Below are 23,388 nucleotides of genomic sequence, written 5' to 3' on the forward strand. Positions count from 1 at the left end.
GAGCGACGCGCGATCATCCCGTATCGAAGGCCTTCACAAGATGACCCCGGCCGAGCGCCTCGCCGCCGTGACCTGTCAGGCCGGTCTCGGCAATGCCGCCGTGGAAACGCTGGCGGCAGCAGGCGAGGGCCAAATCGAACTGGCCGACCGGCTGGTCGAAAACGCCATCTCCACTATGTCTATCCCCGTGGGCGTCGCCACCAACATGGTCGTCGACGGCCGGGAGGTTCTGGTGCCGATGGCCACCAAAGAGTTCTCCGTCACCGCCGCGGTGTGCAATTCCGCCAAGCGTTGCCGCTCCGCCGGCGGGTTTGTCACCTCCACCTCCGGCCCGGTGATGGCGGCTCAGATTCAATTGCTCGGCGCCTCCGACCCGATGCTGGTCAAGTAAGGTCCGATGAGCATCGTCCACATCATCGTCGATACGCGCAATGCCATGGGCGCCAATGCGGTCAATTCCATGGCCGAGGCTTTGGCCTCGAAGCTCAGCGAATGGACCGGTGCGCGCACCCTTTTGCGCATCCTCACCAATCTGGCCGACCGGCGCGTGGTGCGCGCTCGCGCCGTGTGGCCGGTCGAAGAGATCGGCGGAGAGGAAGTGCGCGACAACATGCTGTCGGCCTATCACTTCGCCGATGCCGACCCCTACCGCGCCGCCACCCACAACAAGGGCATCATGAACGGCGTCTCGGCTGTGGTGCCGGCAACAGGCAACGACACCCGCGCCATCGAGGTGGGCGTTCATGCATTTGCGGCGCGTGACGGCCGGTATCGCTCCATGTCGCGCTGGAAGGCCGACAGTGACGGCAATCTCGTCGGCATCCTGGAAATGTCGATGGCCGTGGGCCTGATCGGCGGGGCGACCAAGATCCACCCGACCGCACAGGCCAATCTGCAGATCCTTGGCGTGGAGACGGCCGATGCTCTCGCCCGTGTCATCGTTGCGGTGGGCCTTGCGCAGAATTTCGGCGCCATGCGGGCGCTTGCGCTGACTGGTATCCAGAAGTGCCATATGGCGCTGCACGCCCAGAACGTTGCCCTGATGGTCGGTGCCGTGGGCGATGAGATCGATACGGTGGCGAACGAGTTGAAGGCGCTCGGCAAGGTTCGTCAGGATCTGGCCGAAGAGATCCTCGCACGCATCAGGAGCAGGCGTAACGAGCTCCGTCACCCTCGTCGAAGTCGGCCCGCGCGACGGCCTCTAGGTCTGGTCGCGGCCGATCGAGACGGAGGCCCGCATCGGTCTGGTGGAAGGTCTGCGCAAGGCGGGCGTCAAGCGGATGGAGGTGGGCGCCTTCGTCTCGTCGACCCGCGTGCCGAGCATGGCCGACACCGCGACCGTGATGGCGGCCGTCGGCTCGCGCGAGCAACCCGGCGACATGGTGCTGGTCGCCAATGAGCGCGGTCTCGATCAGGCGATCGACGCCGGGGCGTCGTCCGTCGCCGTCTTCACCGCCGCAAGCGATGCCTTTGCGGAAAAGAACATCGGTTGTACGGTCACTGCCTCGCTGGAGCGTTTTGCACCCATCGTTGCAGGGGCCCGCGCGGCCGATATCGCGGTGCGCGGCTATATTTCGACGATCACCGATTGCCCCTAATTCTGGCGAGGTCGCTCCGCAAGCCGTGGCGCCTGTCGCGCGCGCCCTGATGGACATGGGATGCGGTGAGATCTTGCTCTGTGAAACGCTCGGCCGGGCGACGCCGCGTCGGATCGCAGCCTTCATCGAGGTCGTGGCAGCCGTTGTGCCGATGGAGGCTCTGGCCGCGCATTTCCACGACACATAAGGCATGGGCGTGGCGAATGTCCGTGAGGCGGTGCGGCTCGGCATCCGTACGGTGGACGCGGCCGTCGGCGATCTCGGCGGGTGTCCGTTTGCCCCTGGTGCGACCGGCAATGTCGCAAGCGAGGACATTGTCTATCTGCTGCATGGCGAGGGGGTCGAGATCGGGATCGACCTCAACGTCTTGCTCGATGCGGCCGCCTATTGCCGAGATGAAATCGGCATTGCGCGGTCAGCCGTGTTTTTCGAGCCAAGCGCCGTCTCGAAGGATGGGCTACACGTCGAATCGTTGCCGACTGCTCCTCTCCCGTGAGCGGAGAGGAGTGCGCGTCCTTCACACCGGTGCCTACCAGCTCAGCGCCCGATGGCGTAGGCCTGCATCAGGCGTGGCGTGGCGCCTGCCTTCAGCAGGTCGTCCGGTTCGCGTTTGGTGGCCGTCAGTCTGCCGATCGACCATTTCGGTGCCGTTTCCACCTCGTGGCCGCGGGCGCGCAGGGCGGCGAGCGTTTCCTCGTCGATGGTCTTCTCGATCATCAGATGACCGGGCTGGCGCTGGCGCGGATAGAACGAACCGGGGAAGTGGGTCGTGTGGAAGAGTGGCAGGTCGATCGCCTCCTGCAGGTTGAGTCCGTGATGGGCAAGCCGCAGGAACAGCGAGAGCTGCCACTGGTCCTGCTGGTTGCCGCCCGGCGTGCCGAAAGCCAGCGTCGGGCGTCCCTCGTGAAAGGCGATGGACGGGGTCAGCGTCGTGCGCAGCCGCTTGCCCGGCATCAGCGAACCCGGCAGGCCCTCTTCAAGCCAGAACATCTGCGCGCGCGAATTGAGGCAGAAGCCGAGATCGGGAATGACCGGCGAAGATTGCAGCCAGCCGCCCGAGGGCGTTGCCGCGACCATGTTGCCCCAGCGGTCGATGACGTTGATATGCACCGTGTCGCCGCGCTTTTCCGACGGATGCGCCATGGTCGGCTCGTAGACGCCGGTCGGCGAGACGCCCGCCTTGTCTGACGGCCATCATCTCTTTCACTTGCGCCTCGAAGCCGGGAACCGTTCCCGGCACGAGATCAAAGGAGGCCTTCTCCCCGATCCGCTTGCGACACTCGTCGTTGTAGGCATCCTACAGCAGATGCTCCATCGGCACTTCGATGAAGGCGGGATCGCCGTAATAGGCTTCGCGGTCCGCATAGGCGAACTTCATCGCTTCCGTGACCACATGCACGAAATCCGACCCCGTCGGATCGAGCTTGCCGATATCGAAGCCCTTCAAGAGCGCCAGTGATTGCAACAGCACCGGGCCCTGACCCCAGGGACCGATCTTGGTGATGGTCCAGTCGTGATAATCGTAGGCCAGCGGCGTCTCGACGCTCAGAACACCCTTGTGCTTCTCGCCGCTGCCGTCGCGAACCTCGGCATCCTTCAGGAAGGCGACGATGCTCTCGGCGATGAAGCCGCGATAGAAGCAGTAGCGTGCGCCCTCGATCTGCGCCTCGCGGCCCTGCCGAGTTTCCGCCTCAGCGAGGAACCGCGTCCAGGTCTGCGCTAGAACGGGATTGTGGAACAGGGAACGGGCTTCGGGCACCTTGCCGCCGGGAAGCCAGGTCGCATGGGAGATTGGCCATTCGTCGCGGAAGAAATCCGCCAGCCCGGCGATCGTGGCCGTGACGCGCGATAAGATCGGGTGACCAGCCTCAGCATAATAGATTGCCGGTTCCATCACCGTGCGCAGCGGCAGCGAGCCGTAATCGCGCAGCATCAGCATCCACGCATCGAACGAGCCGGGAATGACGGTTGCCAGAAATCCGTCGCCGGGAATGAGCGACAGGTCCTCGCCGCGATAGTGCTCGATGGTGGCGCCGGCCGGTGCCGGGCCCTGACCGCAGATCACCTCCGTCTTGCCGGTCTTGGCATTGTGGAGGACCATCGGCAGATCGCCGACCGGATCGTTCAGATGCGGCTCGACCACCTGCAGAACCAGACCGGCCGCGATCGCCGCATCGAAGGCGTTGCCTCCCAGTTCAAGCATCCGCATGCCGACGTCGGATGCAATCCAGTGCGTCGAGGTGACGACGCCGAACGTCCCCTGAATCTCTGGTTTCATTGTGAAAAACGACATGGTGACTCCCTGATTATTGTTGTTTTGCGGTGTGATCAGCTTTCGCGCGGATCAAGCGCGTCGCGCAGACTGTCGCCGAGCAGGTTGAAGCCGAGCACGACGAGGAAGATCGCGGCCCCCGGCCACCACGCCATCCACGGCGCCTGGGTTAGGAAGTTCTTGGCGACGTTGAGAGTGGAGCCCCAGCTGGGTGAGATCGGCTGCTGGCCGAGGCCCAGGAAGGACAGGCTCGCCTCCGCGATGATCGCGGTGGCAAGCGTCAGCGTTGCCTGCACCAGGAAATGCGAGGCCGACGGTGCCTTGCGTACCGCGCTCCAGCTTGTCGCCGCCGGATCCGGCACAGGCAGCAACGGCGCGGCCAGCGCAATGATGATGAAGAAGACGACCAGCACCAGACCGACCAGCACACTGCGGTTCCGCTTCAGCTTTTTCCAGGCGCGGCTGCCCGAACGAGGCGGCAGGACCTCTGTTTCGGCTGTGTCGACCGTATCGAAGGCGGCACTCACAGCATGCTCCTCATGCGCGGATTGAGCAGGAAGTAGGCGATGTCGGCGATCAGGTTCATGCCGAGAAAGCCGATGGCGGTGCACAGCACGACGCCTTGCACGACGGCATAGTCGCGGGTGAAGACGGCATCGACGATCAGCTTGCTGAAGCCGGGAATGGTTAAGATCTGCTCGGTGAGCACGGCGCCCGCCAGCAACTGCCCGAACAGCACTGCGCTCAGCGTCACGATCGGCAGAAGGGCGTTTCGGAAGGCGTGCTTGATGATGACCGAGTGCTTGGACACGCCTTTCGAGCGGGCGGTGCGCACATAGTCGGCCTTCAGTACGCCTAGCATGGCGGAGCGGGTATGTCGCATCAGTGTTGCGGCGAGCGATGTGCCCAGCACGAAGGCGGGCATGATCATCGTCTGTAACGATCGTACCGGGTCTTTGAAGATGGACTCGTAGCCCGAGGCCGGTAGCCAGCCCAGGTTCACGGAGACCAGCAGGATGAGCATGATGCCGAGCCAGAAATTCGGTATCGATAGCCCGGATAGGGTCACGATATTGGCGAGGTAGTCGATAACCGTGCCCTTCTTGACCGCCGACAACACGCCTGCTGGAACGCCGACCAGGAACGCGATGATCATTGCCATGATGGCAAGCTGGATCGTGACGGGCAGCTTCTCGCCGATCAGCTGCGTCACCGGCTCGTTGGTGCGCAGCGAAATGCCGAGATCGCCCTTCAGGGCCGATCCGGCCCAGTTGATGTACTGCAGATAGATCGGATCGTTGAGGTAGTATTTTTCGCGGATGAAAGCCAACGATACCGCATCGCGTTCCTCGCCCGCAAGTGCGAGCGCGGGGTCTCCCGGCAGGATCTTTTGCAACTTTTGCAAGGTGAAGATGAAGATCGAGACGAGGATCTGCGTTGAGATGATGACGGCGAGGCGTCAGGCGATATAGGACAGCATGGCTGGTTCCGCGAACCTTCGGGGAAAAGCGGTCCGGGACACCTCGGCGGCGCCCCGGACGTAATGCGTATCGATCGGGGGATCAGTCGGCGAACTTGACCTTCTCCAGGCGGATCATCCCGTCCGGGTAGGGCACGAAGCCCTCGATCTTGTTCGACAGCGCCCAGATCCACTTCACATGGTAGAAGTAGATCAGCGGCAGATCGTCATCGAGGATCTTGGTCGCCTTGTCGTAGAGCGCCTTGCGGGCCGCATCGTCGGGGGCCGAGCGCGCGGCGTTCAGCAGCTTGTCGATCTCCGGATTGCAGTACCCGGCATCGTTCATCCCGGCGCCGCAGGTGACGAACTGGTGGATGTTGCCATCGGGATCGATGCGGCCGGACCAACCGATCTGGCGTGCCTCGTAGTTGCCCGAGCTGTCGTCATCGAGCAGCTTGGCGAACTCCTTGGAGACGATCTTGATGTGGATGTTGGCTTCCGCCGCCATCGACTGAACGACCTGCGCGATCTGCATCTGGACCGGGTTGTTGGGGACCGAATATTCGATCTCGACGCTGTCGAACCCGGCTTTCTTCACAAGGGTCTTCGCCTTTTCCACGTCACGGGCCGGGACGGGGACGTCCTTGTTGTACCAGGGGCTCGCGGGCGAGATCTGCTGGTTGCCCGGCTGGAAGGCGCCTTCGAAGACGACCTGGTTCAGGGCTTCACAGTCGATCGAATATGACAGGGCCTGACGCAGGAGCTTGTTCTGGCCGAACGGGGTCTTGGCCCGGTCGCCGCTTCGACCTTGAGCTTGCTGTCGGCCTTGGTGGAGGCGATATCGGTCGCCGCGAGACGTTCCAGCATGTCGATGTCGCCCGAGCGCAGGTTGGCCAGGCGCACGGTCGTATCGAGGATCGGCAGTAAGGTGACGCTGTCGAAATGGATCTGGTCGGCGTTCCAGTACTTGTCGAACTTCGTCAGAACGATGCGGTCCTGGGCGACGCGTTCCTTGAACTTGAACGGGTCGGAGTAGACCGGATTGGCCGCGAAATTGGTGCCTTTGGCCTCAGCCGCCTTCGGCGAGATCATTATGCCGCCGCGATCGGCGAGCTGCGCCATCAGCGTGGCGTCGGGGTTCTTTAGGTGGAACTTGATCTCGTATTCGCCGGTCACTTCGGTCGACTCGACGGGGGTGAACTCGAACTTGCGCTTCGATTCCGGCAACGTCATCGAGCGCTTGATGTTGTAAGCAACGGCTTCCGCGTTGAAGGGTTCGCCGTCATGGAAGGTAACGCCCTTGCGCAGCTCCATCGTCAGCGTCTTGCCGTCGTCGCTCCACGACCACGAAGTCGCAAGCTGCGGGATCATCTTCAGTTCCGGGGTAATGTCGATGAACTTGTCGCACAGCGAGGCATAGACGATACGGCCGACGAACGTGCGCGACTGATCTGGGTCGAGCATGTCGGCATCGGAATTCAGAGCGATCCGGAGATCGGCTGCGAGTGCCGGCGTGATCGATAGGCCCACGCCGAGCATCAATCCGACAAGTAGCTTCTTATTCATGTGTTACCTCTCCTTCGTGGCAGGTGAGGGTGTGGAATATGGGGCAGGCTGGGCGGTTCTCCGCCCTAGGCTATGGTTTCGGTAGAGAGTGAAACGGCGTTTGGCTGCGGCTGAACGTTCCGTTCCGATGTCGCGCGGCGTGACGTTTCCGGCTTCTGCCTGCCAGTGATGGCAAGCCACGAAACGTCCGTTGCCGGCGGAGTTGAGAAGGGGTTCCTTCTCGGAACACACCGCGTCCGCCATGGGACAGCGCGTGTGAAAGCGGCACCCCAAAGGCGGTGCGATCGGGGAGGGGACGTCCCCCGTCAGCCCGCCGTTCATCGTACGGGCACTCGGTGAGGGGACGGGGATCGCCCGCATCAAGGCCTGGGTGTAGGAATGCAGTGGCGTATCGTAGAGGGCGTTGGTCTCCGCCAGTTCCACCACCTGGCCCAGATACATGACCGCGACCCGGTCGCTCATGTGGCGGATGACGGCCAGATCGTGCGCGATCAGAACGAGCGCCAGGTCGTATTCTTCCTTCAGGTCTTCCAGCAGGTTGATCACCTGCGCCTGAGCGGAGACGTCGAGGGCGGAGATCGGTTCGTCGCCGATCACCACTTTCGGGCCGCAAGCCAGAGCCCGCGCGATGCCGATGCGCTGGCGCTGGCCGCCGGAGAACTCGTGCGGATAGTGCTCGGCGAATTCGGCCCTGAGCCCGACGCGGGCGAGAAGCTCACCTACCTTGTGCCGACGCTGCGTCTTGTCGCCTAGCCCGTGCACACGCATTGGCTCCCTCGATGATGGCACCCACCGTCATGCGCGGGTTGAGCGAGGAAAACGGATCCTGGAACACGAACTGGAGATCGCGCCGCAGGTGGCGCATCTCGTTGTCCGACAGGTCGCTGATATCGCGCTCGCGATAGAGCACGGCGCCATCCGTCGGTTGCAGCAGCCGGACCAGAAGACGGGCCAGGGTGGATTTCCCGCATCCGCTCTCGCCCACGCCGGCTTGACGCCAAGCGTGACCCCGTCAATGGCGCGAACGACCTGCCGGGGCCCGAAAAGCGGGCCTCCGGCATCGAAGTGGCGGACCACATCGCGGATCTCCAGGATATAGGGTGTGTTGTGATCAACCGCGTCGGTCATTGTCCCGCCTCCGCGAAGGTCGTTTCGAACGGTGCGCGAAGCAGGTCGCCGCGTGTCCCCGTTCGATTTCGACAAGCGGGGGAACCGCCGTCGCGCAGGCCTTGTCGGCAAACGGGCAATGAGGCGTGAACCGACACCCGGCGGGCATCGTATTGAAGGTCGGAACATGCCGGAGATCGTCGTCAGCCGACCGGTGCGCTCGCCAAGCGAAGGGATCGAGCTCATCAGGCCGAGCGTGTAGGGGTGTTGCGGGTCCTCGAAGATCTGGACGACGCTGCTCTGCTCGACGATCCGTCCCGCATACATCACCGCCACACGGTTCGCGATCTGTGCGACCACGCCGAGATCGTGGGTGATCAGCATCAGCGCCGTGCCGGTTTCCTTCTGAAGGGTGCTAATGAGATCGAGGATCTGCGCCTGGATCGTCACATCGAGAGCGGTCGTCGGCTCATCGGCGATCAGCAGTGCGGGATCGTTGGCCAGCGCCATGGCGATCATCACGCGCTGGCGCATGCCGCCGGACAATTGGTGCGGATAGTCGTTCAGCCGCTTGGCGGCGGCCGGGATCCTCACCCGGTCCAGCATTTCCAGCGTCCGTGCGCGCGCCTCGGCATGGGAGACCTTGCGATGGCTCAGCACGATTTTAGCGATCTGGTCGCCGATCCGGTAGGCCGGATTGAGCGAGGTCATCGGCTCCTGAAAGGTCATTGACATCTGATCGCTGCGGATCTCGTTGATCTTGCGCCGGTGTAGGAACAGCAGGTCGCGTTCCTTGAACATCGCCCGTCCGTCGACGATCTCGGCCGGCGGGATCGGCAGGAGCCCCATCAACGACAGCGCCGTCACCGATTTGCCGCAGCCGCTTTCGCCGACGATGCACAGCGTCTCGCCAGGGTTGATGGAAAAGGAAACCCCGTCCACCACGTTGGCCGAAGCGCCGGCAAAACGGATGGCGAGTTTCTGAACGTCCAACAGCGGCGCGTCCTTTCCGGACGTGTCGTGAGCCGAAAGATCGGAGGCTTTGCGAGACCTAGGCGCCATCGATATGGGCCTCGGTGTTCAGCATCAGGAAGTTCTCCTGAAGAAACGTCAGATGTCGGCGCATGGCGCGTTCGGCAGCCAGCGGATCGCGGCGGGAAATTGCCTCGACCAGATCGCGGTGCTGCTGGGTGGCTTGGCGCATGGAGTCGGGAGTACGCACCGCCTCGCGGGTATGGCGCCAGTTTTCATCCTGGTGAACCCGGTCGATGACGTCGAACAGGGCCAGAAACAACCGGTTGCCCGCCATGTTGGCGATGGTGCGGTGAATGGCGCTGTCCCACAGTTCGCGCACGTCGGAATCTCCGGCTTGCTCGAGCTTTTCGGTGGTGTTGCGAAGCTTGGCGATGTCCGGCGGGGTTGCGCGCAATGCCGCGAGCTGGGCGAGAACCGGCTCGATGCGCAACCGCACTTCCATCATTTCCAGAATGTTCGTCTGCTGGGCGAGGTCGCGCAGGCTCGCGTCCGACCTCTCCAGCGCCGCGCCGATGAACGTGCCCGCACCCTGCCGCCGCCAGATGCGGTCTTCCGCCTCCAGAACCTCCAGCGCGGGACGCACGGCACGCCGGCCGACGCCGATCTCTTCCGCCAACTCCCGCTCGGTCGGCAATTGGTCGCGTCCCTCAGCCTCGAATTGATTGAGGATGACGCGAAGCCGCTCCAAAGTGAGGCTGGAATTGCGCGCGGTTGGACGATCTTCGTCGGATATCAGCGAAACTTAGTGGACCAATTCACATTGGTTCCAGTATTGGTCCCGCTTTGCATCAACGCAAGCCGCAGAATTGGGCGCGGGTGCGACAAGCTGGGGGGTAACGTCGCGGCGGTCCGGAAAACCGTACGTCGATTAGGACTCGTAGCTGATTCAAAAGAGGTTTTGAACTTGTGCGCACCACCGCAACCGGCGGGAATCACCCCGCCGAATTGGTCTCCCGTGTTCGAAAGCTGAGCAGGTGGTGTGTAAAAACTGAGCAATTCGCGCAACGCGCGAGCTACCGTGCCAGTCAGGCGGTGGGGGCGTTTGTGCGCCCCGGACCGGACGTTTCGGGAGGGTTTCAGGTCATTTGCGCGCGGACGGATTCGTCGTGCATCGACGAAAGGATTTCGCGCTTGTAGTCGGTGAAGCAGGGCGAGGTCAGAACGTCGATGCCGCACGGGCGTTCTATGTTGATGGAGAGTGTCGACTTGATGCGACCCGGCCGCGCCGTCATGACGTGCACCTCGTCGCCGAGAAAGACCGCCTCATCGATATCGTGGGTGATGAACAGCACGGTCTTGCGCCGATCCTGCCAGATCTCCAGAAGCAGTTCCTGCATCAGTTGCCGCGTCTGGCTGTCGAGCGTGCCGAAAGGTTCGTCCATTAGCAGAATGCGCGGATCGTTGGCGAGCGTGCGGGCGAGCGCCACGCGCTGACGCATGCCGCCGGACAACTCCTTCGGGTAAGATTTCTCGAACCCCTTGAGATGAACCGAGGCGATCGGATCGTCCGCGATATCCTCGCATTGCGATTTCGGCAGATGCTTCAGCTTCGGGCCGAACATCACGTTCTCGCGCACGTTAAGCCAGGGAAACAGCGTGTAGCTCTGAAACACCATGCCGCGATCGGCGGAAGGCCCGACGATCGGTGAGCCGTCGAGGGTGAGCTGTCCGGCGGTCGGGATCTCCAGCCCGGTGACGAGACGCAGGAGCGTCGACTTTCCGCAGCCCGACGGCCCGACGATGACCGCAAACGTGTTGTGCACGACCGTGAGCGAGACATCGTCGAGTGCCAGAACGGCAGGCTTTCCCTTGGGCTCGAACCGCACGGTGATGTCGTTGAGGGTCAGAAGGTTCATGGGACGGGACCTAGAATTCGGCGGACCAGGGCAGAAGCCTCTGGCGCAGCCATTTGAATAGGAAGTCGGTCAGGAGGCCGAGAATGCCGATCGTGAAGACGCCGAGCAGGATCACGTCCGTGTAAAGGCCGCGCATGGCGTTGAGGATCAGGTAGCCGAGCCCGCTATTGGCGGCGACCAGTTCCGCGACCACCAGATAGGTCCACGCCCATCCCATCGTGACGCGCAGATTGTCCATCACGCCGGGCAGGCAGGCGGGAAGCAGGATGCTGACGACGGTTCGCCCCCAGCGTATAGGCGCAATCGGTGAGATCCTTGCTGACGCGGGCCGAGACGTCGGAAATGAGGATCAGCTGCTGGAAGAACGTGCCCAGGAAGATCTCCGTCACCTTCTGCTCGATGCCGATGTCGATCCACAGGATGAGCAGCGGGATCAGGGCGGAGACGGGGATGTAGCGCATGAAGCCGGTGATCGGCTCCAGCACCGCCTGCGCGGCGCGGAAGCTGCCCATCAGGATGCCGAGCGGCACCGCCAGCAAGGAGGCGAAGAAGAAGCCGGACAGGATGTCCGTCAGGCTCGATCCCATGTGTTCGAACAGGGAAAGATCCTCGATCCGCGTAACGCCCGCGGTCAGCACCTGCAAGGGCGTTGCCAGAAAGTCGGACGGGATATAACCGCCATAGGTAAGCAGACACCACAAACACAACACCGCCAGGACGGAGGCGACGCTCAGCCCCACGTAAAGGCTGCGTGGTATCTCGGTTTTCGGTGAAAGCAGAGATGCGATGTTCATGGTGTCTGCTCCATGTCTGCCGAGGCGCCTTACTCTACAATGTCGGTGGCGATCATGGATTTCGGATCGGCGTCGAGTTTGAACAGACCTGCCTCCTCGCCGAGCGTCTTGGCGTCGGTAACGGTGGTCAGAATGCCGCCCTCATTCGCCGGATCCATTAATTTGTTATTTATTTCAATGTCGTAGAAGGTGATGTCGGTACGCGTTTCGGCAAAGGTGGCGGGATCCTTCAGCCAGCCGCCGACGCCTTTGACCATGATCTCGTCGGCTTCCTTCTCGTGCTCCTTCTGCCAGTCCACCGACTTGGCCCAGGCCCGGTAGAAGGCCTGAAGGGCGCCCTTGCGCTCGCCGAGCATCTTCTTCGTGGTCACGGCGATGTCAGTGATGAGACCGGGGGTGGAGGAGCTGTCGACGAGCAGCGTTCCTTGCTCGCTTTCCTTGCCCCGCGTCAGCCACGGTTCCCAGGTGACGGCGGCATCGACCCGACCGGCCACAAAGGCCGCGCCCGCATCGCCTGCGGTCATGTTCAGCGATTCCACGTCGGCGAGCGGTCATGCCCTCCTTTTTCAGCCCTTCTTCAGCAGCACACTGAGAAAGAACTGGGAGACGGAGCCTTCCGTATAGGCGATCTTCTTGCTCTTCAGTCCGGTGATCGAGGTGATCTCCTTGTTGGCGACGATACCGCCGCCGCTGTTGTCGTCGAGTGCGAACAGGTAGACCAGCGGGCGCTTGGGCGTGGTGAAGGCGAGAACCGTGTCGATGGTCGCCACCGCGACATCGATGCGCCCGGCGGCGAGTGCAGGCTGAGGGTCTTGACGTCCTCCATAATCGTCAGCTCGACATCAAGCCCTTCCTCCTTGAAGAACCCCTTGTTGTGCGCGATGTAGAGCGGCCCGTAGCCGACCCAGGTGGAATGGGCGATGACCAGCTTTTCGACCGCCTGTGCCGCGGAGATGGCTGCGGGAACGGAGAACGCCGTCACGGCTGCGATCGCGACCGCCCCGATATGCTGAAAAATCGTTTTTATCTGTTCTGCTCCGGAATGGTGATGCTCTGGTTTGATGTTGTCGTTGGCTTATGGCGCCCTTCAGCGTTTCGTCCCCGGCGCTCTTGCGAGAATGCAGAGCAATTCGAACATGATCGGCACGCCGACCCAGGCCGTGCCACCCGAGGGGGCGAACGGCGGCGACACCTCGACGAGATCCGCGCCGACGATGTTCAGCCCGTTGAGCAATCGAACCATCTTCTGTGCCTCGCGGGTGGAGAAGCCGCCGATCTCGGGCGTTCCCGTACCCGGAGCGAAAGCAGGATCTATGCCGTCGATATCGAATCTGACATAGGTCGGCTGCTCTCCGACGATCTCGCGCGCTTCTGCCATTACGTCGGTGACGCCGCGTTCGTCGAGTTCCTCGATGCGGATGATCCGCACACCCTGCGACAGGCCCTAGCGGATATCTTCGTCGTCATACATCGTGCCGCGAATGCCGATCTGGACGACGCGTTTGGGGTCGAGATAGCCGTCCTCGATCGCCCGGTGGAACGGGGTACCGTGCGTGTACTTGAACCCGCCGAAATAGCTGTCGAAGAGATCCGTGTGGGCATCGAAATGGATCATGCCGACCGGCGCATCGGCCGCGATCGCCTTGAGGATCGGATATTGAGACGAGATGATCGCCACCCGCACTCAGCGGCGTGATGCCCTGTGCCTTCAGCTTGGCGAAAAAGCCGCAAATACGATCGAGCGCGTTCGCGACATCGGCGGGATTGACGGGCGCATCGCCCAGATCCGCGATGTTGCGGGCCTCGAAGGGGCGCGTGCCGTTGGCGGGATGAATGCGGCGGATCATGATCGACAGATCGCGCAATTGGCGCGGGCCGTGGCGGGTGCCCGGCCGGTTGGTCGTCCCCCCGTCCCAGGGCACGCCGACGATGCCGATATCGACCTTCTTCGTCCGCTCATTCTCCAGGTCGAGCAGCGGCAAGCGCATGAAGGTGGGAACGCCTGCATAGCGGGGCAGGTCGAAGCCGGAGGTCGGCTGGAAGAAGTCGGAGGTGTCCTCGGACGCAGGCTGGATCGTTTCGGACATGGCGGGCTCCGCTTGATTGCGACCCTCTCATGTTGCCACGCACCAACACGTTCGATATTAACGAATTACAAGAATAAACGTCCGGGAAAATAGACGTATCATGGTCTCCCCCGTTTCTCCCTTGAGCGACATCGACCTGCGCCAGCTTCTCATCTTCCGCGCAGTGGTCTAGCACGGGCTTCACCGCCGCGTAGGATGAGCTGGGGCTTGCGCGCTCCACGATTAGCGCTCAGATGGCGGCCCTGGAAACCCGGCTCGGCCTGAAGCTCTGCCGCCGCGGTCGCTCCGGCTTCTCGCTGACCGAGCAGGGCCAAAAGATCTACGTTGAGGCCATCAAGTGCTTTGCCGCACTGGAGAATTTTCGCAACGAAGTCGGCGCCATGCGGGGCGGGCTGATGGGAGAATTGCGCATCGGTGCGGTCGATGCGCTGGTCGAGAATCCGAAATGCCGACTGTCGGATGCGATTGCGCTCTTCAACGAGCGGGTGCCGGGCGTTGAACTGACGATCATGGTGCTCACGTCCAACCAGCTCAGCAGTGCGCTCCTGAACAAGCAAGTCGAGGTCGTCATCGTCGCCAATCAGCCGTTGAACGCGGCGGTGCAGCTTCAACAGCTCTTCTTCGAGCCGCAGGAGCTGACGCTTGAGAGGATCTCCGGCCTGACCCACGCCCGGTGCGGCTATACGATCGCGACCGCCTACAGTTCCGTCTTTGCCAACGTACCGATGGCGACGACCTATTCCATGGAAGGTCTGGTCCACCTAATCCTGAGCGGCCGCTTCGTCGGTTTTTTGCCCGATCACTACGCACGTCGATGGGTGGAACGCGGCGAGATGCGGGCCCTACGGTCGGATCTCGTCAGCTTCCAGATCGGCATGTGCATCGCCTACTACCCCGTCAGCACACTATCGCGGGTCGCCGAAATCTTCTGCGGCTGCCTGCTTGAGGTGCATTGAGCTGCGATGTCGGCCTGAACCTCACCCCGTCCGGTGGGTGTTGGCTCGTCTTTTGCATCAATCGAGAAATATGGCCTCCACCTAATGTGGTTAATATTCGCCATATTACATTTCGATTATATTTAAATGTTTCAAAACATATATTTTATATAAAATAATATAGGAGAAATATCTGAAAAAAAACTAATTTGTTATAATTTATATTAAAAAATTAATTCATATTATATTTTAGATATATATGATTCTTTATCAAAATAAATTATGTATTTTTATTAAAGAATATATCGAGGGAAGAGATATTGGGATGAATCATCTTGCAAGTAGAGCGCGGTCCCGAGTAACGCTCAGCCAACTAAGGAAACTCCGCACTGTTATAGAGACTGGAAGTATCGGCAGAGCAAGTCGTCAGCTCGGGATTACACAGTCGGCAGCCAGCCAAGCCGTTTCATCGCTGGAAAACCTCCTGGGTCGGAAACTTTTGCAGCGTACCCGGAACGGGGTCGAACAGACAGGATTGGCCGAGCAGGTCATTCAATATGCGCAGGTTGCGTTCATGGCGACCTCTCGAATAGATGGCCTCGTCCTTTCGCCCGGGGCCCGTGCGCCGCAAATCCTCAAGATCGCGAGTGTTTCGAATGCTCTTCACGATCTCGTTTCCGGTCGCACGCGCGAGTTCCAGGCGCTTCATCCTTATGTCAACGTCAGACTGTTTGAAGGTGATCATATGGAGATCAACGAATGGGTGAGTATCGGCGTCGTCGATATCGGAATTACCGCCTTCGCCTCGCCCAAGGTTGATACGAAATTCCTGATGAAGTAGGAACTCGTCGTCATTCTGCGCGTGGGGCATTCGCTCCTGCGCAAGAAGGCGCTGTCGCTTGAGGATCTGAAATCGCAAAAGATCGTCCTGCTCACCAACGGGTGCGAAACCGTAATTGCGCCACTTCTGGAGGCGGCTGGATGCAGGGCGGAGTTCGTTCGCAATCATCTGGCAATGACAGCCCTGAACATGGTGCGTGAAGGGATCGGCGTCGCGATCGCACCGCGCAGCTATCTAGCCGACATCGATATGCTGGATCTGCGATGTCGCGCGTTCGAACCGATGCTCAAATGGGATCTTTAACTCATTACACCGCCGCATCCGACGACGACCGGGCCGATTGTCTCGCTCTACGCGGATATCGCGACGGACCACGCCGCTCGCATGCAGATGAGCGAAAGCGTGTGAGAAGTAATCCGACGACCGGATATCTGCGGCTACGCGCTGTGAACGGATCAGTGCACCCCTGGAGAGGGAAAGGACGGCAGGAGGTCGGTAAGTGGCGTCGAAGCGCTTTGCAGTGCTTCGACGGCTCGGGCGATGCGTCTGCCTCCTTCCTCCAGACGCTCCTTGCTTGCGGCGAAGGAAAGGCGCAGATGACCTTCGCCCTGAAAGGCCGATCCGGGTACACTGCCACTCCGTGGGCAAGAAAATGGGAGGCGACATCAATATCGTTTTGCAGAACCTTGCCCTCCTTGTCGCATCTGCCGATGAGATCGTAACAGCCGACCCAGGCGAAAAAGCCGCCCGCCGGACGAAGAAGCTTCAAATCGGGAACCTCGCTCAACCGTTCAAGGAGTATGTCGCGCCGCCGTCGATAGAACGCACGGGCGCGTGACACCCCATCCTGACATCCGCCAAGTGCTTCGATGGCGGCGGCCTGACCGACGGAGTTGGGACAGGAACTCGTCTGGCTCTGCACGATCGTCATGGCCTTGATCAAATCTACGTCGCCGATGGCCCAGCCGATCCGAAGGCCCGTCATGGCATAGGTCTTCGACACGCCGTTGACGGTCAGAATACGGTTGCGCAGGTCCGTTGCGAGAGCGCTCAGGCGCAGAAAGGGGCGCTCGTCCAGAATGAGCCGGTGATAGATGTCATCGCAGAGGATACGGATGCCCGGGTGACGGCGTAAGAGCTCGGCAAGCGATTGCAGATTGGACTGTGACAGCATCGCGCCGGTGGGATTTGAAGGGGAATTGAGAAAGATCCAGCGGGTGCGCGGGCCGATATGGCGTTCCAGCAGTTCTGCCCGTAGGACGAAATCGTCTGCCGGATCTGTCTGCACGGGAACGACCTTTCCGCCCGCCATCGCCACGATGCTCATGTAGCTGGTCCAGCAAGGGGCGGGGATGAGGACTTCATCACCCGCGTTCAGACTGGCGAGCATGGCATCGGAAATCGCCTGCTTTACTCCCACCGTGCAGACGATTTCGTCATTTTCCGGTCGGTATCCAAGTTCGCCGTGCTCATAGTGCGCAATCGCGCGCTTCAACTCCGCGCGTTCCTCGGTGGCAGTATAGCGCGTCTAACCGTCGTCAATCGCCTTCGATATTGCCGCGGCGATGCGGTCTTCCATCGCGATGTTCGGTTCTCCGACGGCCAGAGAGACGATCGAATGTCCGCATTCGCACAGACGTTGGGTCTCGGCATCGATCAGCATGATTGCCGACACTCCGATCTCTGAAAGACGGGCAGCGGGGACAAAGTGGTCCTTAGAGAGGGCGTCCATTTGGGGCTCCGGGCCTTTGTTTCCGGGAGGAGGTGGCTTCGTGACAGGCATCATGTGAGCGGCGTCCCGCCTTCCCCTCGTTGTCTCTTGAGGGGAAGGCATTTGAAGGGACGTCACACCCTAGACGATTGCTGCTTCCGGCATCGGCTCAGCTTCCTGTTCGGTGACCTTGTGGCGGGCAAGTGCCGCGTCGGCGGCCTGCGAAAGCGTCAGGCGGTCGCCGTATCGATAGTCGTCGAGGAAATCGAAACCCTTGCCGGCAAGACCGTGCCAGCTTGGCGTCAAGGCCTTCCGGCGCCGTATTGGCCCCATTCAAGCAGCGATGCGGTGAATTCGTGGGTCGAACGGGAGATGAAGTGGTTCGCAAAATCGGAGAAATCGAGCGGCAGATGTCCCCGTGCATCGGCAAAGAGCCGATGGAGCACATCGACGGTTTCCTGTTCTCCCGCCATGCCCGCCTCTAAGGCCTCCATTGCTGTGGAGGCCGCATCGAACAGACTTTCGAAGCGATGGCTTTCGACCGAAAGCGTGCCGGGGTAGGTGGCCGTGTCGAAGGCTGCCTCAAGCTGTTCCTCGTCCCGGCTTTCGAGATAATTCGCCAGGATCCGCCGCAGTCGCAGAACGCCGATATAGCTGCCCGACAGCCAGACGCGGAACCAGGCGTTCCACAGCGGAAATGTTTTGAATGCGGAATAGGAATTGGCGACGAGCCGATCGTTGGTTTCCACTACCTTCAGACTGTAGTGCTCGTAGGCGGCGAAGCCTTCCTTCTGCCAGCGATCGAGCCGGGCGGCGTGCAGGATTTCCGGCGCAAGCCGATTGATCGATTCAAAGGTGTTTGCAAGCCCGCGCGAAAACAGCGGATCCACGAAGCCTGCCGCATGGCCAAGCAGACAATAGCGATCGCCGGTCGTTTCCCGGCTATTGTAGTTGATCCGGGGCGCGACCGTCCACTCCCGCACCCGAGCCGCCCCTTCGAAATGGCGCGCAACGGAAGGGTGATGGGCGAGGAAGTCGCGGAATTCCGCTTCCGAATCCCCTGCCGGACCGTGCTTGTCGATGCGCAGTTGCAGCCCGACGCTGCACAACGGATTGGTCGTGTGCGGGTGGTTGTCGAAGGGAATGATCCAAAGCCAGCCGCAATCGAACAGGTGGTGCAGGGTGCTTTGCGCGATATGGGTCGGAGAACCGGTTTCCTGGGTGGCTGCGATGACGTCCTCGTATTCTTTGACGCCCACCATGTGTGTGAAGATTGACCGGGTGAAGGATTGCATCGCTCGGGCGCCCTCGCGCAGCTTCATCTGATCGGCGACGGAGGACCGGAACCCGCCCACATCGACCACGTAACGCACACACACGTTTTCCTTGCCGTTTATCGACAGGGTCACGCCGTCGGCATCGGGACGGATTTCCTCCACGCGGGCTTGCTGGTGGATAACGGCCCCAGTTTCGCGGCAAGCGCGACGTAGTAGGCATCGACATCCTGACGGAAGAGATGGGCCTCGGGCGTCAGTACCGGCGTGGAAATGAGATCGGCCGGGTCATGCGGCTTGTCGAGGTCGTTCCACGCGAAGGAGATAAAGAGAACTTGATGCCTGCTGAGGAGCTGCCGATCTTGTGGATCAGGGAGTCGAGATTGGCCGGATAACGCAATTCCGGAATGTTGTAGTGCTCAGCCAGGAGATTAAGCAGGATACCGCTTTCCGGGATCATGGACTCGCCGACGGCGAAACGTGGGTGAACGCCCGCATCCAGAACCAGGATGTTCAGGCCGTTCTTCGCGAGGATTGCGCCGAGAATGTTGCCGGCGATACCGCTTCCGATGATGGCGACGTCGAAATCATGAGGTTTGGCGGAGGACATCGAAAATTCCTTTCGTTCAAATGGTTGGAAGCCCGAACCTAAAATTCAGCGGTCAGGTAGACGTCTTCGCGACCGGCAGTGTCTGTGCCGGGTTTCAGCAGGCGGGCGGAAAGCGCCGACTTGCCCTCATCCGTCAGCCCGCTTTCGAGGATCACGATGGCAATGGCGTCTCCGCCACGGAGCCAGCGGCGAGCAAGAATGTCCGCGGCTGTTCGGGTCATCTCGCCACCGGAGACGAAATTCATCGTCGGCCCTCTCAGCCCCAGCCGCGTGCAGGCGACGGGAATCGGCGCGCCGGAATTGGCGTTGACGAATTCAATCGGCGATACCCGCCCTCTCGCTTTCAACTTGGTCCGCACCTTGTCGGCGACATGGTGGGCACTGTTGTCTCCCAGCATGATGAGACCGATCCTGTTACGATCGGCGTCAGCGATGGGGCCGAGAAGGTCCGCAGCGAGGCTCAGGACGGGAGCGACCAGCGGATCTGACTTGGCCAGTCCTCGGGTGAGCTTCTGTTTGTCGCGGGAGGTGGTTTCGGCAACGAGGGTATCCGTCATGGGTTGCCTCCGGTGTTGGGTGCCTCGAAAATCAGAGCCGTGTTGAACCCACCGAAGCCTATGGTGAGTGACAGGGCAAAACGGGCATCTGGCACCCGCGTCCCCGGTCCCGCGTCCGGTTCGGCATCAGGCCTCGCAACCGGCAATCGGCACTCCGTACGTGTTGTCCTGTGGCCGACGATCGGTGGAACGCAGCCGCTCTCAAGCGCCATCAGCGTTGCGAGCGCCTCCAGTGCCCTCGTTGCGCCGAGGGAATGACCAAAGGCTACTTTGGTGGCAAAGAGAAGTGGCGGATGGGGGCCTGTAAAGATCTGCGAATAGGTTGCGGCTTCCATTCGGTCGTTGACCGGTGTGCCTGAACCGTGAGTGTTGATCCGGTCGATATCGTCCACCTGAAGGCCTGCATCGGCGAGGTTGCGCCCGACCGCCAGCTTAACGCCTAGTCCGCTCGCATCCGGTGCCGTAAGTCCCGCCGCATCGTTCGCGGCTCCGCATCCGCGCACGAACCCGTGGTGACGGCGTTGTCATACACGCTCCCCCGGCTCCAGTATCAGCACTGCCGCCCCTTCGCCCAGGATTGTCCCATCTGCTTGTGCGTCGAAGCTGCGCAAACCTGCGGGTGATATGGTGCCCAGTGCGGAATGGGCGAGGCGCTTGGACTGAGTGATGACATCCAACGCCCCGCAGATGCATCGCGTTGCACGCCCGGAGCGTATGAGTTCCGCACACACGAGAACGGCGTCCGACCCGGACGAACACGCGATCGACAGCGCAAGCGGTCGGGCGCGGAATTCCTGTGCAAGCGCGCGAACGAAAGTGTCGGCCGGAGCCTCCCCAGCTTCGTCCTCATCCAGCCGTGTGCCGTGGCTGGTGCCCAGGATGAGAAAACAGCTTTCCTCTTCGTGGGTGGCGTTCGGATTCGTCATCCGGATCTGCTCCGCGTCAATCTCCTCCAGCGCGTCCTCGATGGCCGCACGCGCCATGCTCGTGAAGCGTTAGCTGAGGGAAAGATCGGCAAGGTTGGGCACGATGGCGGCATCCCGATTGCGCAAAGGTGCAGCGCTTTCGCGCGGTGCAATGCCCGTCGCGCCTCCGACAAGGGCTGTCCAGACGGGATCCAGTCCGTGTCCGAGTGCCGTTTGCCAGCCTCGGCCCGTTACAACGACATCGCTCATGCCACACCCTCCAGCGACCGCGCCGACTGTGGCGAAAGAGGACAGGATACGATGCTCATGTACTCCGTCTGCGGGAACCTCCTCGTTGGGGGAAGGAACGAAATTGTCCTCAAGGCGCCCGTCCACCAGTTGCAGGCGGCGCGGATAGGGAGCTTCCTGCAGCCAGTGCTCGCTTACGATAAAAGTGGGATCGATATCCGCGGCGTCGAAACCGGGAAGCCGGGAAGGCCGACGGATGCGTCGGGTATCCGGATCGATCACCTGTGCATAGGCGGACGTGTCGAAGTAGCGGATGCGTCCATTCTCGATAATGGCGTTGATGCAATGCCAGCGTTGGGGCAGGTAGAGATAGTTCACATAGATGTTGCGCAGGATATAGACTTTGCAACCCAGCATCCGGGCCGTCACGAGCCCTGCGATATCGGCCATCTGGCGGCAGAAGCAAGGCTTGCGCTCTGGCGTTCCGGCCAACACCTTTTCAAGGTGTTCGCGAACGGAAATGCCCGGGATGATGTCGTCGCGATAATGACGATAGCGGGCATCGGCTTCGGCGCCCTTCAAGCCATCGAAAAGGAGCGACGTCATATCCGGCGGATAGGTTTCGAAGACCTTCGATTCCTGAAGCACATGGCACATGCCGATGGGCAGCGCATCGATGAGATCGCGTATCGTCTTCAGCCTGTAGCGATCGATCACGGCATCTCCGAGCTTGGCCTGGGTCTCAAACATGATCAGGCTCCCTTATTTGATGACGAAGTGTTGAGAGGGGTCTACCGGCGTGATGGTCAGATGCGCGGGCTGCTCGAAACGTCTCAGGTTTCGCACCAGTTCGCGTCGCACGGCTTCAGGGTCTGAGGCGGCCGTCTGAGACCTGTCGACGAGCAGTTCCAGCGCATAGGGGGGCTTCTGGTTCTGTGCGGGGGGCGGGCGTGTTCTTGCCTCGAGAACGCCGGGGATGGTTTGGTAGAAGCTTTTGATCGCCGAAAGATTGATCTTTTCGCCTTGAGACATGAGGAAATCGCTCCGGCGCCCGGTGATCGACAGGCGACCGGCCTCATCGCGTGAGACCAGATCCCCGGTCATCAGCCAGCGCTTGCCATCGATGACGCGGATCGGATCGACCGCATTTCGTCCGATGCGGGCCTTCAGAAGCGTGTCGGAATGGATGAAGAGCTCTCCCGTCCCGGGCGATTCCGGATCCGGGGCAATCTGTAATTCGGTCTCCTCAAGCGGCTCGCCCAGGGTCTGCAGGGCATCGTCGTCCGCTCGACATGCGTTGAGCGTCGTCACGCGCGGACCCGCCTCGCTGATCCCGTAGGTGAAGTAGATCTCAAGCTCGGGATAGCGTTGGCGGAGTTTCCGGGCCGTATCCACCGGGACGACGTCACCTCCCACGGTCAGCGTCCGCAACGTGGATGGCAGAATCCTGTCCGGCGTATCCACAATCTGTTGCAGAAATTTGGGGGTCAGCGACGTGACGGTGATGGCGTTGCGGCGAAGTTCAAGCGCGAATTCCTTCACGGAGAAGGGGACGGATCCTATTGCGACAGAGGCGCCGACCTGCGTCGCCGCTAACGCTTGGGCCACCAGCGCGAAGGAATAGTAAAGCGGAAGCTTGATGAGCACCCGGTCATGCGATTGCAGTCCGATCGCCCTGGCGTGCCGACGGACATTGCGGCACAACGCGCACAGGGAGTGCACGCAACCATTGGGGAACTCCGAGGACGTACCTGACGTCATTAGCACCAGATCGCCGGGCTGAACCACTGCAGGCGCGGGGTGAGTACGCACCAAGGCGATGTCGAAGTCGGCGGAACTGCGCTGCATGCCGCTCAGGTCCAGAGATGCGGTCAGATCCGGCGTCATGTGAAGTCGGACCAGAGCGCGGGCGCCAAGGTCTTCGACGATCGCCAGAAGCCGGGGCGAGGGGAGTGAGGGTGCAACGAAGGCGGGCACCAGGCCCAGCCGGGCGAAAACCTCGCCGAGATAAGGGATGTTCGCTCCACTCGGCAGTGACGCGACGACCACCGAGCCTGGCGGCAGGGCCAGGGCCTGCCACTCTGCCAGCGTCTCGGCGAGTCCGGGGGGGGGGGGGCACCGGATTCCCGCCAAACTGGAGCGTTGTCATCCGATCCAAATCGAACAGCCGGAAGCCCGTTGCAAAGGGACGCGGCGTATTCACGAGACGACCTGCATGCAAAGACGTTTCATCACGAAATCGGCAAGTGCATTGCAGTTTCTGAAGTTCTCGGGCGTGAAGTTGTCGTCGCTCACTTTGACGCCGAACATGTCTTCGCACTGGTAGCGCAATTCGATGAAAACCAGCGAATCCGCTCCCAGCTCCGTCGCCAGGCCCAGCATCCGGATCTATCTCGTCCATTGTCAATCCGGCATCGAGTTCTTGGGCGACGACTTATTTTAATTTATTTAGAACGTCAATCTTTTCATGAAATTCAGACATGATGGACCTATTCATTTCTGGAATAATAATAGAAATGTAGAGGGTGCATC

At 61.2% G+C, this 23,388-nt stretch carries 23 protein-coding genes and 8 pseudogenes; 7 read left to right on the forward strand and 24 right to left on the reverse strand.

The genetic code is table 11. The features are described 5' to 3' along the window. Positions 1–40: 40 nt before the first annotated feature. The 4 genes and pseudogenes from QNJ43_RS24895 (at position 41) to QNJ43_RS24910 (ending at position 2,094) form a co-directional block, all read left to right on the forward strand. Positions 41–1,399 (forward strand): annotated as a pseudogene (locus tag QNJ43_RS24895) (hydroxymethylglutaryl-CoA reductase). Then, entirely contained in the window at positions 1,281–1,598 is a 318-nt protein-coding gene (locus tag QNJ43_RS24900; RefSeq protein WP_300474373.1) for a hypothetical protein, read from the forward strand. Before QNJ43_RS24895 ends, QNJ43_RS24900 begins: the two are co-directional and overlap by 119 nt. 25 nt (positions 1,599–1,623) lie before the next feature. Then, the gene (locus QNJ43_RS24905) at positions 1,624–1,785 is read left to right on the forward strand and encodes a hypothetical protein (protein ID WP_300474376.1); all 162 of its coding nucleotides are present in this window, start codon (positions 1,624–1,626) and stop codon (positions 1,783–1,785) included. 3 nt (positions 1,786–1,788) lie between these two features. Further along, on the forward strand, positions 1,789–2,094 hold the full coding sequence (locus QNJ43_RS24910) for a hypothetical protein (RefSeq protein ID WP_300474378.1): 306 nt from the start codon (positions 1,789–1,791) through the stop codon (positions 2,092–2,094). Between the two features lie 41 nt (positions 2,095–2,135). Here the strand turns inward: QNJ43_RS24910 and QNJ43_RS24915 are convergent. From QNJ43_RS24915 to speB, 13 genes and pseudogenes are all read right to left on the reverse strand, one after another. Next, a pseudogene (locus QNJ43_RS24915) lies at positions 2,136–3,891 on the reverse strand (gamma-glutamyltransferase family protein). A gap of 35 nt (positions 3,892–3,926) precedes the next feature. Continuing rightward, positions 3,927–4,352: an ABC transporter permease subunit gene (locus tag QNJ43_RS24920; RefSeq protein ID WP_300474522.1), complete on the reverse strand. Its 426-nt coding sequence runs from the start codon at positions 4,350–4,352 to the stop codon at positions 3,927–3,929. Positions 4,353–4,393: 41 nt separating this feature from the next. Next, positions 4,394–5,317, reverse strand: a complete 924-nt coding sequence (locus tag QNJ43_RS24925; protein ID WP_300474524.1) for an ABC transporter permease — start codon at positions 5,315–5,317, stop codon at positions 4,394–4,396. 115 nt (positions 5,318–5,432) lie between these two features. Then, positions 5,433–6,895 (reverse strand): annotated as a pseudogene (locus tag QNJ43_RS24930) (ABC transporter substrate-binding protein). A 3-nt stretch (positions 6,896–6,898) separates the two neighbouring features. Further along, positions 6,899–7,663 carry an ABC transporter ATP-binding protein gene (locus tag QNJ43_RS24935; RefSeq protein WP_300474381.1) on the reverse strand — a complete coding sequence of 255 codons (765 nt, stop codon included), beginning with the start codon at positions 7,661–7,663 and terminating at the stop codon, positions 6,899–6,901. Further along, on the reverse strand, positions 7,611–7,880 hold the full coding sequence (locus tag QNJ43_RS24940; protein ID WP_300474383.1) for an ATP-binding cassette domain-containing protein: 270 nt from the start codon (positions 7,878–7,880) through the stop codon (positions 7,611–7,613). Before QNJ43_RS24940 ends, QNJ43_RS24935 begins: the two co-directional genes overlap by 53 nt. Before the next feature lie 139 nt (positions 7,881–8,019). Further along, positions 8,020–9,064, reverse strand: a pseudogene (locus QNJ43_RS24945) (ABC transporter ATP-binding protein). Further along, a complete protein-coding gene (locus QNJ43_RS24950; protein WP_300474385.1) occupies positions 9,054–9,725 on the reverse strand; it encodes an FCD domain-containing protein in 672 nt (223 codons plus the stop codon). The pseudogene QNJ43_RS24945 and the gene QNJ43_RS24950 overlap by 11 nt, the downstream one beginning before the upstream one ends. A gap of 388 nt (positions 9,726–10,113) precedes the next feature. Then, a complete protein-coding gene (locus tag QNJ43_RS24955; protein ID WP_300474387.1) occupies positions 10,114–10,893 on the reverse strand; it encodes an ABC transporter ATP-binding protein in 780 nt (259 codons plus the stop codon). A gap of 10 nt (positions 10,894–10,903) precedes the next feature. Next, a complete protein-coding gene (locus QNJ43_RS24960; RefSeq protein WP_300474389.1) occupies positions 10,904–11,131 on the reverse strand; it encodes an ABC transporter permease subunit in 228 nt (75 codons plus the stop codon). Further along, complete coding sequence (locus QNJ43_RS24965) at positions 11,058–11,687, reverse strand: ABC transporter permease subunit (protein WP_300474390.1); 630 nt, start codon at positions 11,685–11,687, stop codon at positions 11,058–11,060. The genes QNJ43_RS24960 and QNJ43_RS24965 overlap by 74 nt, the downstream gene beginning before the upstream one ends. Positions 11,688–11,716: 29 nt before the next feature. Continuing rightward, a pseudogene (locus tag QNJ43_RS24970) lies at positions 11,717–12,499 on the reverse strand (ABC transporter substrate-binding protein); the annotation flags it as partial. Positions 12,500–12,774: 275 nt separating this feature from the next. After that, positions 12,775–13,774, reverse strand: a pseudogene (gene speB / locus QNJ43_RS24975) (agmatinase). 200 nt (positions 13,775–13,974) lie between these two features. Between speB and QNJ43_RS24980 the strand changes: the two are divergent. The 3 genes from QNJ43_RS24980 (at position 13,975) to QNJ43_RS24990 (ending at position 15,853) form a co-directional block, all read left to right on the forward strand. Further along, positions 13,975–14,730 (forward strand): LysR family transcriptional regulator, encoded by a 756-nt coding sequence (locus tag QNJ43_RS24980; protein WP_300474527.1) that lies wholly within the window; start codon positions 13,975–13,977, stop codon positions 14,728–14,730. A 238-nt stretch (positions 14,731–14,968) separates the two neighbouring features. Further along, positions 14,969–15,550, forward strand: coding sequence for a LysR family transcriptional regulator (locus tag QNJ43_RS24985; protein ID WP_300474391.1), 582 nt, complete (start codon positions 14,969–14,971; stop codon positions 15,548–15,550). A gap of 12 nt (positions 15,551–15,562) precedes the next feature. After that, a complete protein-coding gene (locus tag QNJ43_RS24990) occupies positions 15,563–15,853 on the forward strand; it encodes a LysR substrate-binding domain-containing protein (RefSeq protein WP_300474530.1) in 291 nt (96 codons plus the stop codon). Positions 15,854–15,857: 4 nt separating this feature from the next. Here the strand turns inward: QNJ43_RS24990 and QNJ43_RS24995 are convergent. From QNJ43_RS24995 to QNJ43_RS25045, 11 genes and pseudogenes are all read right to left on the reverse strand, one after another. Beyond that, positions 15,858–17,063, reverse strand: a pseudogene (locus tag QNJ43_RS24995) (aminotransferase class I/II-fold pyridoxal phosphate-dependent enzyme); the annotation flags it as partial. 15 nt (positions 17,064–17,078) lie between these two features. Beyond that, complete coding sequence (locus QNJ43_RS25000) at positions 17,079–17,213, reverse strand: hypothetical protein (RefSeq protein WP_300474393.1); 135 nt, start codon at positions 17,211–17,213, stop codon at positions 17,079–17,081. 189 nt (positions 17,214–17,402) lie between these two features. Then, a complete protein-coding gene (locus tag QNJ43_RS25005; protein WP_300474395.1) occupies positions 17,403–17,567 on the reverse strand; it encodes a hypothetical protein in 165 nt (54 codons plus the stop codon). Next, a pseudogene (locus QNJ43_RS25010) lies at positions 17,564–18,742 on the reverse strand (tryptophan 7-halogenase); the annotation flags it as partial. The pseudogene QNJ43_RS25010 and the gene QNJ43_RS25005, both read right to left, overlap by 4 nt. Positions 18,743–18,791: 49 nt before the next feature. Further along, a complete protein-coding gene (locus tag QNJ43_RS25015) occupies positions 18,792–19,145 on the reverse strand; it encodes an NAD(P)-binding protein (RefSeq protein ID WP_300474397.1) in 354 nt (117 codons plus the stop codon). Between the two features lie 38 nt (positions 19,146–19,183). Continuing rightward, entirely contained in the window at positions 19,184–19,702 is a 519-nt protein-coding gene (locus QNJ43_RS25020; RefSeq protein WP_300474400.1) for a hypothetical protein, read from the reverse strand. Further along, positions 19,699–20,205, reverse strand: a complete 507-nt coding sequence (locus QNJ43_RS25025; RefSeq protein ID WP_300474402.1) for a hypothetical protein — start codon at positions 20,203–20,205, stop codon at positions 19,699–19,701. The genes QNJ43_RS25020 and QNJ43_RS25025 overlap by 4 nt, the downstream gene beginning before the upstream one ends. Before the next feature lie 21 nt (positions 20,206–20,226). Then, positions 20,227–20,685, reverse strand: a complete 459-nt coding sequence (locus tag QNJ43_RS25030) for a beta-ketoacyl synthase N-terminal-like domain-containing protein (RefSeq protein ID WP_300474407.1) — start codon at positions 20,683–20,685, stop codon at positions 20,227–20,229. Positions 20,686–20,697: 12 nt separating this feature from the next. After that, positions 20,698–21,606 (reverse strand): hypothetical protein, encoded by a 909-nt coding sequence (locus tag QNJ43_RS25035; protein WP_300474410.1) that lies wholly within the window; start codon positions 21,604–21,606, stop codon positions 20,698–20,700. 12 nt (positions 21,607–21,618) lie between these two features. Next, on the reverse strand, positions 21,619–22,989 hold the full coding sequence (locus tag QNJ43_RS25040) for a class I adenylate-forming enzyme family protein (RefSeq protein WP_346433123.1): 1,371 nt from the start codon (positions 22,987–22,989) through the stop codon (positions 21,619–21,621). A gap of 66 nt (positions 22,990–23,055) precedes the next feature. Continuing rightward, positions 23,056–23,238 carry a phosphopantetheine-binding protein gene (locus tag QNJ43_RS25045; RefSeq protein WP_300474414.1) on the reverse strand — a complete coding sequence of 61 codons (183 nt, stop codon included), beginning with the start codon at positions 23,236–23,238 and terminating at the stop codon, positions 23,056–23,058. Positions 23,239–23,388 lie beyond the last annotated feature (150 nt).

The sequence above is a fragment of the Breoghania sp. genome (assembly GCF_030066895.1).
Taxonomy (GTDB): domain Bacteria; phylum Pseudomonadota; class Alphaproteobacteria; order Rhizobiales; family Stappiaceae; genus Breoghania.

Excerpts from the sequence above, each read along its gene's own strand:
- QNJ43_RS24900 (WP_300474373.1), top strand. The coding sequence starts at position 1,281 with ATGGAGGTGGGCGCCTTCGTCTCGTCGACCCGCGTGCCGAGCATGGCC.
- QNJ43_RS24910 (WP_300474378.1), top strand. The coding sequence starts at position 1,789 with ATGGGCGTGGCGAATGTCCGTGAGGCGGTGCGGCTCGGCATCCGTACG.
- QNJ43_RS24935 (WP_300474381.1), bottom strand. The coding sequence starts at position 7,663 with ATGCGTGTGCACGGGCTAGGCGACAAGACGCAGCGTCGGCACAAGGTA.
- QNJ43_RS24955 (WP_300474387.1), bottom strand. The coding sequence starts at position 10,893 with ATGAACCTTCTGACCCTCAACGACATCACCGTGCGGTTCGAGCCCAAG.
- QNJ43_RS24960 (WP_300474389.1), bottom strand. The coding sequence starts at position 11,131 with ATGGACAATCTGCGCGTCACGATGGGATGGGCGTGGACCTATCTGGTG.
- QNJ43_RS24965 (WP_300474390.1), bottom strand. The coding sequence starts at position 11,687 with ATGAACATCGCATCTCTGCTTTCACCGAAAACCGAGATACCACGCAGC.
- QNJ43_RS24985 (WP_300474391.1), top strand. The coding sequence starts at position 14,969 with ATGATTCTTTATCAAAATAAATTATGTATTTTTATTAAAGAATATATC.
- QNJ43_RS25000 (WP_300474393.1), bottom strand. The coding sequence starts at position 17,213 with ATGCTGATCGATGCCGAGACCCAACGTCTGTGCGAATGCGGACATTCG.
- QNJ43_RS25015 (WP_300474397.1), bottom strand. The coding sequence starts at position 19,145 with ATGTCCTCCGCCAAACCTCATGATTTCGACGTCGCCATCATCGGAAGC.
- QNJ43_RS25020 (WP_300474400.1), bottom strand. The coding sequence starts at position 19,702 with ATGACGGATACCCTCGTTGCCGAAACCACCTCCCGCGACAAACAGAAG.
- QNJ43_RS25030 (WP_300474407.1), bottom strand. The coding sequence starts at position 20,685 with ATGGCGCGTGCGGCCATCGAGGACGCGCTGGAGGAGATTGACGCGGAG.
- QNJ43_RS25035 (WP_300474410.1), bottom strand. The coding sequence starts at position 21,606 with ATGTTTGAGACCCAGGCCAAGCTCGGAGATGCCGTGATCGATCGCTAC.
- QNJ43_RS25045 (WP_300474414.1), bottom strand. The coding sequence starts at position 23,238 with ATGCTGGGCCTGGCGACGGAGCTGGGAGCGGATTCGCTGGTTTTCATC.